This is a genomic window from Psychrobacter sp. 72-O-c (assembly GCF_904846605.1).
Lineage (GTDB): Bacteria > Pseudomonadota > Gammaproteobacteria > Pseudomonadales > Moraxellaceae > Psychrobacter.
The window spans coordinates 1-14,134 of the sequence record NZ_CAJHBI010000017.1 but is presented as its reverse complement, the minus strand read 5'-3'; the positions used below and the strand labels follow the sequence as shown (position 1 = coordinate 14,134).

The window sequence follows — 14,134 nt, the reverse complement described above, 5'->3', positions numbered from 1 at the left end:
ACAGCCACGACTTATAAAGCTGGTTTTTTAGTGTACTATTTTCTTGGCTATAGTGACGATTTTTTTTCACTTTTTTAAAGGCATAAAAAAGCCAGCTACGTGGCTGGCTTTTTTACTTTAATCATAATGTTTCGTTAAACGCTATTAAGACTGACTGTCTTGATTCAGCTCTTGAGCAAATGCTTCATCAAAGCTAGTGAAGTCTTTACTATCGCTACTGGCAGTGGTCATATCAAATGCCGCATTACGATCTTTATCGATAACTTTTTGCTCTGCTTTATCTTTGCGAGCTTTGTGATAAGCAAGCCCAGTACCAGCAGGAATCAAGCGACCAACAACTACGTTTTCTTTGAGACCGCGTAGTTCATCAATCTTACCAGTAACCGCAGCAGCCGTTAGGACACGTGTGGTTTCTTGGAACGAGGCCGCTGAGATAAAGCTCTCAGTCGCAAGACTGGCTTTAGTAATACCAAGTAATTGACGCTCATACTGGACTGGGAATTTATCTTCTTCAGCCAACTTAGCGTTAACGGCTTTGATATCTGCAAACTCAACCTGATCACCTTTAAAGTGGCTTGAATCGCCGCCATCAGTGATCTCAACTTTGCGCAGCATCTGACGAATGATAACTTCGATGTGCTTGTCGTTGATTTTTACGCCTTGCAAGCGATAAACATCTTGCACTTCGTTCACGATATAGTCAGCAAGTGCCGTTTGGCCTTTTAGACGTAAGATATCATGCGGGTTCTGTGGACCATCAGCGATCACTTCTCCGCGCGCTACCGTCTCGTTTTCAAAGACGTTGATTTGACGCCATTTTGGAATCAGCTCTTCATGAACCTCACCCTCTTCATTGGTAATGATAAAGCGGTTTTTACCTTTGGTTTCTTTACCGAAGCTCACCACACCAGTCATCTCTGCCATGATGGCATGATCTTTTGGACGACGGGCTTCGAACAAATCAGCTACTCGTGGTAGACCACCAGTAATATCTTTAGTTCCTGAAGACGCTTGTGGTACACGGCCCAGAATTGAACCAGCAGCAACTTCTTCACCATCGCCAACACGAATGATGGTTTCAGCAGGTAAGAAATAAACCACTTCTTTACCAGCATCGGTATTCAAAATAATAGCAGGACGTAAGTCTTTGGCCGAGCTTGAACGGTCACGAGTCGCTAGAATCTCAAATGAGCTCATACCAGTAGCATCGTCAACTTTCACAGTCGCTGTTAGACCATCGGTGATATCACTAAAGCGCGCTTTACCAGCAAACTCAGTAATAATAGGATGCGTGTGCGGATCCCATTTAGCGATAGTCTGACCACCTTCGACCTGATCTTCATGTTTCACGAGGACGCTTGAACCGTAAGGAACTTTATAACGCTCACGCTCACGGCCTAGCTCATCGGTTAAAGCAATCTCAGCTGAACGCGATACGATAACCAAATGGCCATCAGTATGCTCAACGGTTTTCATGTTTTCGAAATGCGCTTGACCGGCATTGCGTACAGAGATGCTATTGTCCACAGAGGCTGAGCTTGCTGCTCCGCCCACGTGGAAAGTACGCATAGTCAACTGAGTACCCGGCTCACCGATAGACTGCGCAGCCATAACACCGACTGACTCACCGATATTAACTTTATGACCACGGGCAAGGTCACGACCATAACACTGTGAACAAACACCATGTGCCACATTACAAGTAATGACTGAGCGTACCCAAATATCATCAATTGCATTTTCATCAAGAACATTGACCCAATGCTCATCAATCAAGGTGCCAACTGGAATCAAGATTTTTGATTCATCATCGTTATAGGTCACATCACGAGCAGTCACACGGCCAAGCACTAGATCACCAAGTTTTTCAATGATCTCGCCACCTTGAATGTGCGGCTTCATGAGCAAGCCTTGATCCGTACCACAATCATCACCGGTAATGACCAAATCTTGTGCGACATCAACCAAACGGCGAGTTAGATAACCTGAGTTGGCTGTTTTTAGAGCCGTATCTGCCAAGCCTTTACGTGCACCATGCGTTGAGATGAAGTACTGAAGTACGGTCAAACCCTCACGGAAGTTGGCTTTAATCGGGGTCTCAATAATTGAGCCATCCGGCTTAGCCATCAAACCACGCATACCTGCAAGCTGTCGAATCTGTGCGGCACTACCACGAGCACCGGAGTCTGACATGATAAAGATCGAGTTGAACGATTTTTGCTCTTCTTCAACGCCTTGGGCATTGATAACTTTATCGGTTGCTAAGTTATCCATCATCGCTTTGGCGACTTTGTCATTGGTACGTGACCAGATATCGACTACTTTGTTATAGCGCTCACCAGCGGTCACAAAACCTTGCTCAAATTGATCTTCAATTTCGCGAACTTCGGCTTCCGCAACTTCAATGATTTGCTTTTTATTTGGCGGAATGACCATATCATCCAAACCAATAGACACACCAGATAGCGTCGCTTGTGCGAAACCAAGATACATTAATTGGTCAGCGAACATAACGCTGTCCTTCACACCCACTTTACGATAGCAGGAGTTGATCAAACCTGAGATGTTTTTCTTAGTCATCTCTTGATTACACTCTTCAAACGCCATACCCATCGGCATGATGTTCCAGATAAGCAAGCGACCGGCAACGGTATCTTTGATACTGGTTTCTTCAGTGTGATTGCCATCGTCATCGATATGGGTTTCAGTAACCCGTACTTTAATCTTGGCATTCACATGCAAATCATTAGAGCCAATCGCGCGCAATGCTTCATTGACGGTGGCAAAAATCATGCCCTCGCCTTGCGCATTGATTGATGAGCGACTGATGTAATATAAACCTAAGACCACATCTTGTGACGGTACGATGATTGGATCACCGTTAGCAGGCGACAAGATGTTGTTGGTTGACATCATCAAGGCACGTGATTCAAGCTGTGCTTCTAAGGTCAATGGCACGTGTACCGCCATTTGGTCACCATCAAAATCAGCGTTAAACGCAGTACAGACGAGCGGATGTAGCTGGATGGCTTTACCTTCGATCAATACCGGTTCAAATGCTTGTAGACCTAGACGGTGCAACGTTGGCGCACGGTTAAGAAGTACTGGATGCTCACGGATAACCATGGCCAGCATATCCCACACTTGTGGCTCTTCACGTTCGACCATTTTCTTGGCCGCTTTAATCGTAGTCGCCAAACCATGTGATAATAGCTTGTTATAAGTAAATGGCTTGAATAGCTCAAGGGCCATTTTCTTAGGCAAACCACACTGATGCAAACGCAGCGTTGGACCTACCACGATGACCGAACGGCCAGAGTAATCCACACGTTTACCCAGTAGATTCTGACGGAAACGACCTTGCTTACCTTTGATCATATCGGCCAAAGATTTCAACGGACGCTTATTACTACCAGTAATCGCGCGACCACGACGACCGTTATCAAGCAACGCATCAACTGATTCTTGCAACATACGCTTTTCGTTACGCACGATGATATCAGGGGCGCTCAGCTCAAGTAGACGCTTAAGACGGTTGTTACGGTTGATAACGCGCCGATAGAGATCGTTAAGATCTGAAGTCGCAAAACGTCCGCCTTCTAGCGGTACTAGTGGGCGCAAATCTGGCGGCAATACTGGCAAGATGGTCATGACCATCCATTCAGGCTTGTTATTAGAATCACGGAAAGCTTCTAATAATTTTAAACGCTTAGACATCTTTTTAAGCTTAGTCTCAGAGCCGGTTTGCGGAATGGCTTCGCGCAGCTCATCAATATCAAGATCTAAGTCGATATCTTTTAATAGATCACGGACGGCTTCAGCACCCATCTTAGCAATGAACTCGTCGCCAAATTCTTCCAGCGCTCTGAAATAGTCTTCATCATCAAGCAATTGATACTTCTCTAAGCTGGTTAAACCCGGCTCAGTAACGATGTAGCTTTCAAAATATAAAACACGTTCAATATCACGCAAGGTCATATCAAGCAACAAACCAATGCGGCTTGGTAATGATTTTAAGAACCAAATGTGCGCAACTGGACTGGCAAGATCAATATGACCCATGCGATCACGGCGCACTTTAGCAGTCGTAACTTCAACGCCACATTTTTCGCAGATAACGCCTTGGAATTTACGACGCTTATATTTACCACAAAGACATTCAAAGTCTTTTACTGGACCAAAAATTTTGGCACAAAATAGACCATCACGCTCAGGTTTGAACGTACGGTAGTTAATCGTTTCAGGCTTTTTGACTTCGCCATGCGACCATGACTTAATAACATCAGGTGAGGCCAAAGTAATTTGAATACTATCAAACTCATGGTTACCATTACTGGTAGGGCTTTGCATGATATCGAGTAAATCTTTCAAGTTGCTTCTCCGTTATCTTTATAATCATCTGACAGCGTGCTATTAACGCGGATAAGATGAATGAAGGCAATGAATAGGGTTGAGATAAATCACTAAAAGCAGCAGCAATCGAGCATGCTGCTTTTAGCTAACCACTAAGGGTAATAACTGACTGTAATAATGTTAAATCAGTCAGCCAGTCGTTCTTAATGGGTTTGTTTTAACTCAATATTGATACCCAATGATTTGATTTCTTTGGTCAGTACGTTAAATGACTCTGGCATACCAGGATCCATATACTGCTCGCCATCGACAATGTTTTTGTACATGCGAGTACGACCTTCAACGTCATCCGATTTCACCGTTAGCATCTCTTGCAAGGTGTAAGTAGCACCATAAGCTTCTAGTGCCCACACTTCCATCTCACCAAAGCGCTGACCACCGAACTGAGCTTTACCACCAAGTGGCTGCTGCGTTACTAGTGAATATGACCCTGTAGAACGTGCATGCATCTTGTCATCAACCAAATGGTTAAGTTTGAGCATGTACATATAGCCGACCGTTACTTGACGGTCAAACTTCTGACCCGTACGACCATCATATAAAGTTTGTTGACCGTTTCTAGCGAGGCCTGCAAGCTCTAGCAAGTCTTTGACTTGATGCTCATGCGCCCCATCAAATACCGCCGTACCCATTGGCACACCACCACGCAGATTATCTGATAAGGTCATGATTTCATCATCAGTTAAGCTATCAAGATCAACGCTTTCGCCGCCAACTTTATTGTAGATTTGATCTAAGAAATTACGTAGGTCAGTTATCGCCGCTTTCGCTTTGAGCATACCTTCGATTTTCTCACCTAAGCCTTTCGCAGCCATACCCAAATGGGTCTCTAGTACCTGACCAATGTTCATACGCGAGGGTACGCCAAGTGGATTCAGTACGATATCTACGGTGTTACCGTGCTCATCATAAGGCATATCTTCGACTGGCATGATACGTGATACCACCCCTTTGTTACCATGACGACCGGCCATTTTATCACCAGGCTGGATACGACGTTTGACCGCTAGATAAACCTTGACGATCTTTTGCACGCCATGTTGTAAGTCATCACCTGAAGTCAATTTGCGTTTTTTCTCAGCAAACTTGCTATCGATATCTTTTTGCTTATCAACTAAGTATTCGGCGATTTGTGTTAGACGCTCAGAAATTTCTTCTTCGACCGGCTGGATATCAAGTAAAGTCTCAAGGCTCATATCTTTCATATCAGCGGCTGCCATGACGGTACCCGCTTTTAGTCCAGAACCGCCACTGACTTTTTGGCCATCAAGTAACGTACCAATACGTCCACGTGCCGCCTCTTCAAAAATACGCAGCTCTTCTTTTAAATCTTTGCGGTAGCTGTCGAGCTGTGATTTTTCAATCGCTCTGGCACGTGCATCTTTTTCGACGCCGTCACGGGTAAAGACTTGTACGTCAATAACCGTCCCTTTGCTTGATGTTGGTACACGTAAAGACGTGTCTTTAACATCAGCAGCTTTTTCACCAAAGATTGCCCGTAGTAGTTTCTCTTCTGGGGTCAGCTGGGTCTCACCTTTTGGCGTGACTTTACCGACTAAAATATCACCAGAATCTACTTCAGCACCGATATAGACGATACCGGCTTCATCAAGACTTGATAAAGCAGCTTCACCAACGTTTGGAATATCGCCAGTGATTTCTTCGGTACCAAGCTTGGTATCACGTGCCACACAAGTCAATTCTTGGATATGAATGGTGGTAAAACGATCTTCTTTAACCACTTTTTCAGACAACAAGATTGAATCTTCGAAGTTATAACCATTCCACGGCATAAATGCGATGCGAATGTTCTGACCCAATGCCAACTCACCAAGATCCGTTGAAGGACCATCAGCCAAAATATCACCTAAGGCAATCTCATCACCTTGGTTGACAATAATGCGCTGGTTGATACAAGTATTTTGGTTCGAGCGTGTGTATTTGACCAAGTTGTAGATATCGATACCCGCTTCACCAGCAGTCATCTCATCTTCGTTGACCCGTACAACGATACGTGAGGCATCAACGTCTTCAATCACACCGCCACGCTTAGCAATCACACAGACACCAGAGTCACGCGCAACATAACGCTCCATACCAGTACCTACTAACGGCTTATCAGCACGTAGTGTAGGAACGGCCTGACGCTGCATGTTCGAGCCCATCAAGGCACGGTTAGCATCATCATGTTCTAGGAATGGAATCAAGCCTGCTGCTACCGATACTACCTGACTTGGTGACACATCCATATGGGTCACTTTTTCAGGCGGCATACGGACAAATTCGCCATAGCTACGGACGCTGACCATCTCATCGCTCAGTGCACCATCTTCAGTCATGGGTGAGTCAGCCTGTGCAATCACAGTACCCACTTCTTCAATCGCTGATAAATATTCAATATTATCAGTTACTTGACCATTAACCACCTGACGATAAGGCGTTTCTAAGAAGCCAAAGCTATTGGTCTTTGCAAATATAGCTAATGAGTTAATCAGGCCAATGTTTGGACCTTCAGGAGTCTCAATAGGGCATACGCGACCATAATGAGTATCATGAACGTCACGTACTTCAAAACCAGCACGTTCACGAGTCAAACCACCCGGTCCTAGTGCTGACACACGACGTTTGTGGGTCACTTCAGACAATGGATTGTTCTGATCCATAAACTGTGATAATTGGCTTGAGCCAAAGAATTCTTTTACCGCAGCCGCTACAGGCTTCGAGTTAATCAAATCTTGTGGTGACAAGTTATCAGACTCAGCTGAGCTCAAACGCTCTTTGACCGCTCGCTCAACCCGTACTAGACCGACGCGGAACTGGTTTTCTGCCATCTCGCCAACTGAACGAATACGGCGGTTACCCAAGTGGTCAATATCATCGACTTCGCCGCGACCATTACGAATCTCGACCAGCTCTTTAAGCACATTAACGATATCACCATTGGTTAAAACACTACGTGAACGCTGGATATCAGGATCAGCAGTATCGTCAAAATCTAAACCTAAACGGCGGTTAAATTTCATACGACCGACGTTCGATAAATCATAACGATCAGCGTTAAAGAACATACTGTCAAACAGCTTCTCAGCGGTGTCAACCGTTGGTGGCTCACCTGGACGCATGACTTTGTAAATTTCGATCAAAGCTTCTTCACGGCTTGACGTACTATCAGCACGTAGCGTGTCAGCGATATAACTGCCTTGATCAATATCGTTAGTGAACAAGATACTGATTTCTTTGATAGATTCACTGGCTTCAAACGAGCTTAATTTTACCAATAATTCATGGTCAATTAACGTGTTAGCTTTAGCGATTACTTCATCATTAACGATAATATCTTCTGCTAAGATACGCTCATATAGGTATTCATCAGGTACCGAAATTTTGGTCATACCCGCTTCTTCAAGCTGACGGATACGGCGGGCATTAATACGTTTGCCCTGCTCAACAACCACGTCACCTTCAGGTGACAAGATATCAAACTGTGCCATCTCACCGCGTAGGCGATCAGCAACCAGATCAATCTCAAACTGCTCTTCGCCTCTATAAACGGCTACTTTTTCAAAGAATAGATCTAGGATCTCAGAGGTGCTCAGACCTAGTGCGCGTAGAATGATAGAAGCCAATAGCTTACGGCGACGATCAATACGAGCAAATACTAAATCTTTGGCATCAAATTCAAAATCTAACCAAGAACCACGGTAAGGAATAATGCGCGCGTTATACAGCACTTTACCACTTGAATGCGACTTGCCTTTATCATGGTCAAAGAACACACCAGGTGAGCGATGTAATTGCGATACGATAACCCGCTCAGTACCATTAATAATAAAGGTACCGTTATTGGTCATTAATGGCATCTCGCCCATATAAACGCTTTGCTCGCGAATATCTTTAATGGCCGCTTTGCTGTCTTTATCTTTGCTGTCTTTATCTTTGATAATTAAGCGAATTTTGACCCGCATCGGTGCTGCGAAAGTTGAGCCGCGTAGGATACATTCACGCTCATCAAACTCAGGCGTACCTAAATAGTATTCAACGAATTGTAGCTCTGCGTTACCAGAGTGACTTTCGATAGGGAAAATAGAGGAATACGCAGCTTGCAGACCGGTATTCTCACGAGCTTTTGGCTTTTTGTGCTCTTGCAAAAAGTGCTCGTAGGAATCTACTTGGATAGACAATAAATAGGGAATGTCCATCACAGTGGGCAATTCAGCAAAACTTTTGCGAATACGCTTTTTTTCAGTATAAGAATATGCCATCGAGAGTCCTTACAGTAAACGTGAAAACAAATGAAAAGCGTGGCCAGTGTGCATCAATACTATTTGATATTAATACTGTGCAAACTTAGCGACGTAAACGATAATAATAAAAACGGTTCTTACTACAACTATTCTTAATAATGTGCTGTACCTGTTTATAATAAACAAATACTTATTTTAATTTAGCTGGAATTCAACTGTCATATCATTATGACACTTTGCAGCTTTCTAAAATTGATATTAGGATATGACTACTTTCGCTTAAGATTTCAATAGTGGATTGTGACAATAATAAACAATCTATCTTCAAGCGCTTTATTTTTGAGTCGTATCAGATATATATATGATATGAACAGTATCGTCACTGATATCTACCGTCTATGAACTCTGTACTGACAGTAAAACCATGCTAGACTATTTAGAAGTAAAATAAATCGGAATCAATACAAACGTTATTAGTAGTTGGAAAGCATGCAGACGCAAAAAAACGCCAAACATCCATCTATTGATGTTTAGCTTATGTAAAACTATTTTTAAAAACTGACAGGTTTGCGTGCATGTATATCGTCTGTCCTTTTGATGGGTATCCACCGTGTTAATGCATACGTATGTTGGCAGACACAAAAGGTCAAGCTGACAATTATAATTAAAAAAAGCTGGCAATGCAAGGCATCACCAGCTTTTTTTGTACAGCGTTAAACTTATTTTAGTTCAACAGTTGCACCAGCTTCTTCAAGTTTCTTTTTCAACTCTTCGCCGTCAGCTTTAGAAACAGCTTCTTTGATTGGTGTTGGAGCACTTTCAACCAAATCTTTCGCTTCTTTTAGACCAAGGCCAGTAGCTTCACGTACGGCTTTAATGACCGCAACTTTCTTCTCGCCAAAGCTGGCAAGAACAACGTCAAACTCGTCTTGCTCTTCAGCAGCAGGACCGGCATCAGCAGCAGCAGCAGGTGCAGCAGCAACAGCAGCAGTTACGCCGAATTTTTCTTCCATGTCGCTGATAAGCTCAACGATATCCATTACTGACATTTCAGCGATTGCGTTTAACACATCATCTTTAGATAGTGCCATGAGAACTCTCCGTTATCTGATAAAATTAATTGATTCTAATATTGCTTAAGCTGCTTGCCAAATCTTAAAATAGGTATGACAATAAAATGCAACTGGCAATGTTAAAGTTACGTTAAAACAAGCAATTAAGCAGCTTCTTTTGCGTCTTTGATTGCTGCTACGGTGCGAACAAATTTGCCAGGGACTGCATTCATAGTCTGGACAAGTTTGGTCACTGGTGCATTCATGGTAGCCATCAAGATAGATAGCGCTTCGTCGCGAGTTGGCAGCTTCGATACGCGTTCTAGCTCTTCTGGACCAAATAATTTACCACTGACTGATACTAATTTGGTCTCAAGGGCACTGTTATCTTTACTAAAGTCAAAAATGACTTTAGCTGCAGATCCCAAATCATCCATTGAGAAAGCCAAAAGTAATGGACCAGTCAGACTGTCTGACATGCACTCAAAGCTAGTACCTTCAAAAGCGCGTTTTGCTAGGGTATTTTTTACCACTTTCAAAACTACGCCTTTGTCACGAGCTTGTTCGCGAAGCTTAGTAAGCTTCGCAACACCAATACCGTGATACTCGGCAGCTACCGCTGAGTACGCATTAGCAGCAACTTCAGACACTTCAGCCACAACTTGTTGTTTTTGCTCTAGCGTTAATGCCATAAGTTGACTCCTTAATCTTATCAATCGTCTTACCATTTAAATTTTTAAAAACCGAAGTTTTCAATCCGTTAAACCATAAGCTAAGACTGACTTGATACGACACATTATCAATAAGCCCAAAAAAAACAGTGCTCATTGATAACGACTGATTACGGCACCGTTATCAGAATGACGTTGAGTGATAGGTTAATACTGATATTTTGATAGCTAGTATCTTAATAAAAGCATGCCCTATCCGCTCTTGTCTTAAACTGTGTGGGCCACCGTCTGCGTAGGCCAACTAAGATTTTCATCTATTATCGATTAATAAAACCAGCTTATTGGTATTAAAAGCCACTTTAAAAATTAAAAAAAATTTTGAAAGAGAGCTAACAATATAACGAACTGATCTCTACCTACGGTCTTAGACAGCGTAGCGACTGCTACACTGACCTAATCTTTTAAAATTCTTTTGTACCTATCACTACGATATTTTATCTAAAAACCTGAAGATAATACGTAAATATATTTTTTACTTATCTTACTTAGCAACGCGATAAGGAACAGGGTCAATAGTGATACCTGGACCCATAGTGCTAGACAAAGTAATTTTCTTAATGAAAATACCTTTAGAGGTTGCAGGCTTAGCACGTTTTAGATCTGCTAGTAGCGCTTGCGCATTTTGCATTACTTGTTCGGCAGTAAAGCCAACTTGACCAATAGTGGTATGAATAATACCCGCTTTGTCCACACGATACTGTGCTTGACCGGCTTTAGCATTGGTTACAGCTTCTGCAACGTTAGGCGTTACGGTACCAACCTTAGGGTTAGGCATTAAACCACGTGGGCCTAAAATCGTACCCAATTGACCAACAACACGCATAGCGTCAGGAGCAGCAATAACCACGTCAAAGTCCATGTTACCGGCTTTGATTGATTCTGCTAGGTCTTCAAAACCAACGATGTCCGCGCCCGCTTCTTTAGCGGCTTCAGCAGCAGCGCCTTGAGCGAATACAGCAACGCGTTTGGTTTTACCAGTACCCGAAGGAAGGTTAGTTGCACCACGAACGACTTGGTCCGATTTACGTGGATCAACACCCAAGTTTACCGCAATATCGATAGACTCTTTGAATTTTAAAGCTGGTAAATCATTTAAGATCTGTACCGCTTCTTCAATAGTGTATAGTTTTTCATTTTCGATACGGCTATTAATTTCTTTTTGACGTTTGGTTAGCTTAGACATTATATACCCTCCACGGTAATACCCATTGAACGGGCAGTACCAGCAACGGTACGAACAGCAGCATCAAGATCGGCAGCAGTTAAGTCTGCATTCTTGGTCTTAACGATCTCTTCAAGTTGTTCACGGTTCACTTTACCGACTTTAGCAGTATTTGGTGTACCAGAACCTTTAGTAACGCCAGCGGCTTTACGTAGTAAGAACGCAGCTGGTGGTGATTTCATGATGAAAGTAAAAGACTTATCGCTATATACCGTGATCACAGTTGGGATCGGTAGACCTGGCTCTTGGCTTGAGGTCGCAGCGTTAAATTCTTTACAAAACGCCATGATGTTCACGCCTTTTTGACCCAAGGCTGGACCAATCGGTGGTGAAGGATTTGCTTTGCCCGCAGGCACTTGTAGTTTGATATAGCCATCAATCTTCTTAGCCATAACTGTCTCCTAAATGGGTGATAGCGCTAAACCAATATTCTATGCTATATATTAAACACTATAAAAATAACACGGTACTGATTAATAGCTCCCCGGTTTATGAATGTTTAGTCTAGTTTTTCAACTTTACTAAACTCAAGTTCGACCTGAGTGGGTCGGTTAAATACGTTTACGGTTAAATGTAGTTTAGACTTTTCGTAATCCACTTTTTCTACCAAGCCTTTAAAGTCGGTAAAGGGACCATCGATAACCAATAGCTCTTCACCCGGCTCAAATAATGTTTTCGGACGTGGATCAGCTTCAGTCTGATTTAAACGGTTTAAAATACGATCTGCTTCTACTTCAGTAATGGGCGCAGGAGTCTCAGGCGTACCGCCAATGAAGCCCATAATACGAGGGCATTCTTTGACAATGTGCCAAGTGTCATCGTTCATATCCATTTGGATCAATACATATCCTGGAAAGAACTTACGCTCGCTTTTACGCTTTTTGCCGTCTTTCATTTCGACGACTTCTTCAGTAGGAACTAACACGTCACCGAACGACTCAGCAAAGTCACTACGGTTAATACGATCAGTTAATGAACGTTGTACTTGTTTTTCATATCCTGAAAACGCTTGGACAATATACCAACGCATATCACGCTCCTGATCTTTATAAATAAGTCGTTATAAGTAAAATTTGAGTTAAATGGTAGCAATTGAGACGGCTCGCAATATGCGAGTTGGCGCTCAAGTTTATGCTGTTTAACCAATGAATAAGCCAACGAACCAATTAAAAAAGTTATCCAATAACCAAATAAAAAACCCAACAATCCCAATCACGACAATCGTTTGCCATGTGTATTGAAAGGTTTCATCTTTACCAGGCCAAGTAACGCGGCGTAGTTCTACAGCAGCGTCTTTTAACAAAGTTTTAAAAGCTCGACCTTGATGAGTTAATGCTAAGCATACTAGCGCGAACACAAAAAGAGTAACAATAAGGCCAATACGTGTCCAGACATCATTAGCAGGCTGCCAATAACCCGGTAGATACTGATTGACAAATGTCGCGCCAATTAAAAGCGCAATGGCCAGTAGCCATAACATTATATCTTTCGCTGAACCAGTTTTAGCTACTTCAACAGCTGACGTATTGGTCGCTGATATGTGCTTGTCTTTAGACAACATTCCACTAGCCGTCGCCTTGGCATCAGATAACTTAGAATCGAGGTTATCTTGATTGTTGCTCATAAAGGACTCGCTTTGGAGATGGTGAAATACAGCAAAGATATAACAAAAAGATGGCAGGCGATGTAGGACTCGAACCTACAACCCTCGGTTTTGGAGACCGATGCTCTACCAATTGAGCCAATCGCCTATGGGTGTTAAGGCTGACAATTATACAAGCTTTTAGTTAGAATGCAAGTTATAAGGTACTATTTAGTCATATTAATCTAATTAACAGATTAAAATCGATAAAATCTTGTAAAAATTAAGCAAATACATTCGTGCTATATTTTAATCATCTTTAGTAATATTCTACTTGGTCGAACTTCCATAAAAAAAGCCGCCCTCAATAAAGAGAACGGCTTTTTAGTCAAACACTTAAGTACTGCAATCAGTAACTAAGTATTAGTCCTTAACAGTAGCAACCACACCAGCGCCTACTGTACGGCCGCCTTCACGAATAGCGAAGCGAAGACCTTTGTCCATAGCGATTGGGTGGATAAGCTCTACGCCCATCTCAACGTTATCACCAGGCATAACCATTTCAGTACCGTCTTGTAATTGGATTGCGCCAGTTACGTCAGTGGTACGGAAGTAGAACTGGGGACGATAGCCGTTTAGGAACGGGGTATGACGACCGCCTTCTTCTTTGCTTAGTACGTATACTTCAGCGTCAAACTTGGTATGCGGGGTGATTGAACCTGGTTTGGCCAATACTTGTCCGCGCTGTACGTCTTCACGTTTAGTACCACGTAATAGAACGCCACAGTTTTCGCCTGCACGACCTTCGTCAAGCAGTTTACGGAACATCTCTACACCAGTACAAGTGGTCTTTTGAGTGTTTTTGATGCCGACGATTTCAATCTCGTCAC

The 14,134-nt window shown here is 42.9% G+C and carries 9 protein-coding genes and 1 tRNA gene; all 10 read right to left on the bottom strand.

All coding sequences use genetic code 11. The features are described from left to right. Window positions 1–144: 144 nt before the first annotated feature. A complete protein-coding gene (gene rpoC, locus JMX97_RS07855; protein WP_201556588.1) occupies window positions 145–4,371 on the bottom strand; it encodes a DNA-directed RNA polymerase subunit beta' in 4,227 nt (1,408 codons plus the stop codon). A gap of 185 nt (window positions 4,372–4,556) precedes the next feature. Next, entirely contained in the window at window positions 4,557–8,675 is a 4,119-nt protein-coding gene (rpoB, locus tag JMX97_RS07850; protein ID WP_201556587.1) for a DNA-directed RNA polymerase subunit beta, read from the bottom strand. A gap of 701 nt (window positions 8,676–9,376) precedes the next feature. Continuing rightward, complete coding sequence (gene rplL, locus JMX97_RS07845) at window positions 9,377–9,748, bottom strand: 50S ribosomal protein L7/L12 (protein WP_201556586.1); 372 nt, start codon at window positions 9,746–9,748, stop codon at window positions 9,377–9,379. A gap of 125 nt (window positions 9,749–9,873) precedes the next feature. After that, complete coding sequence (gene rplJ, locus JMX97_RS07840) at window positions 9,874–10,401, bottom strand: 50S ribosomal protein L10 (RefSeq protein ID WP_201556585.1); 528 nt, start codon at window positions 10,399–10,401, stop codon at window positions 9,874–9,876. A 520-nt stretch (window positions 10,402–10,921) separates the two neighbouring features. Beyond that, complete coding sequence (gene rplA, locus JMX97_RS07835; RefSeq protein ID WP_201556584.1) at window positions 10,922–11,623, bottom strand: 50S ribosomal protein L1; 702 nt, start codon at window positions 11,621–11,623, stop codon at window positions 10,922–10,924. After that, window positions 11,623–12,054, bottom strand: a complete 432-nt coding sequence (gene rplK, locus JMX97_RS07830) for a 50S ribosomal protein L11 (protein WP_201556583.1) — start codon at window positions 12,052–12,054, stop codon at window positions 11,623–11,625. Before rplK ends, rplA begins: the two co-directional genes overlap by 1 nt. A 107-nt stretch (window positions 12,055–12,161) precedes the next feature. Further along, complete coding sequence (gene nusG / locus JMX97_RS07825; protein WP_201556582.1) at window positions 12,162–12,692, bottom strand: transcription termination/antitermination protein NusG; 531 nt, start codon at window positions 12,690–12,692, stop codon at window positions 12,162–12,164. Between the two features lie 108 nt (window positions 12,693–12,800). Continuing rightward, window positions 12,801–13,286, bottom strand: coding sequence for a preprotein translocase subunit SecE (gene secE / locus JMX97_RS07820; RefSeq protein WP_201556581.1), 486 nt, complete (start codon window positions 13,284–13,286; stop codon window positions 12,801–12,803). Window positions 13,287–13,337: 51 nt separating this feature from the next. Next, a tRNA-Trp gene (locus JMX97_RS07815) sits at window positions 13,338–13,413 on the bottom strand. 254 nt (window positions 13,414–13,667) lie between these two features. After that, window positions 13,668–14,134 (bottom strand): EF-Tu/IF-2/RF-3 family GTPase (locus JMX97_RS07810; RefSeq protein WP_265089448.1); only part of this gene is annotated, 467 nt, incomplete at its 5' end.

Excerpts from the sequence above, each read along its gene's own strand:
- rpoB (WP_201556587.1), bottom strand. The coding sequence starts at position 8,675 with ATGGCATATTCTTATACTGAAAAAAAGCGTATTCGCAAAAGTTTTGCT.
- rplL (WP_201556586.1), bottom strand. The coding sequence starts at position 9,748 with ATGGCACTATCTAAAGATGATGTGTTAAACGCAATCGCTGAAATGTCA.
- rplJ (WP_201556585.1), bottom strand. The coding sequence starts at position 10,401 with ATGGCATTAACGCTAGAGCAAAAACAACAAGTTGTGGCTGAAGTGTCT.
- rplA (WP_201556584.1), bottom strand. The coding sequence starts at position 11,623 with ATGTCTAAGCTAACCAAACGTCAAAAAGAAATTAATAGCCGTATCGAA.
- rplK (WP_201556583.1), bottom strand. The coding sequence starts at position 12,054 with ATGGCTAAGAAGATTGATGGCTATATCAAACTACAAGTGCCTGCGGGC.
- nusG (WP_201556582.1), bottom strand. The coding sequence starts at position 12,692 with ATGCGTTGGTATATTGTCCAAGCGTTTTCAGGATATGAAAAACAAGTA.
- secE (WP_201556581.1), bottom strand. The coding sequence starts at position 13,286 with ATGAGCAACAATCAAGATAACCTCGATTCTAAGTTATCTGATGCCAAG.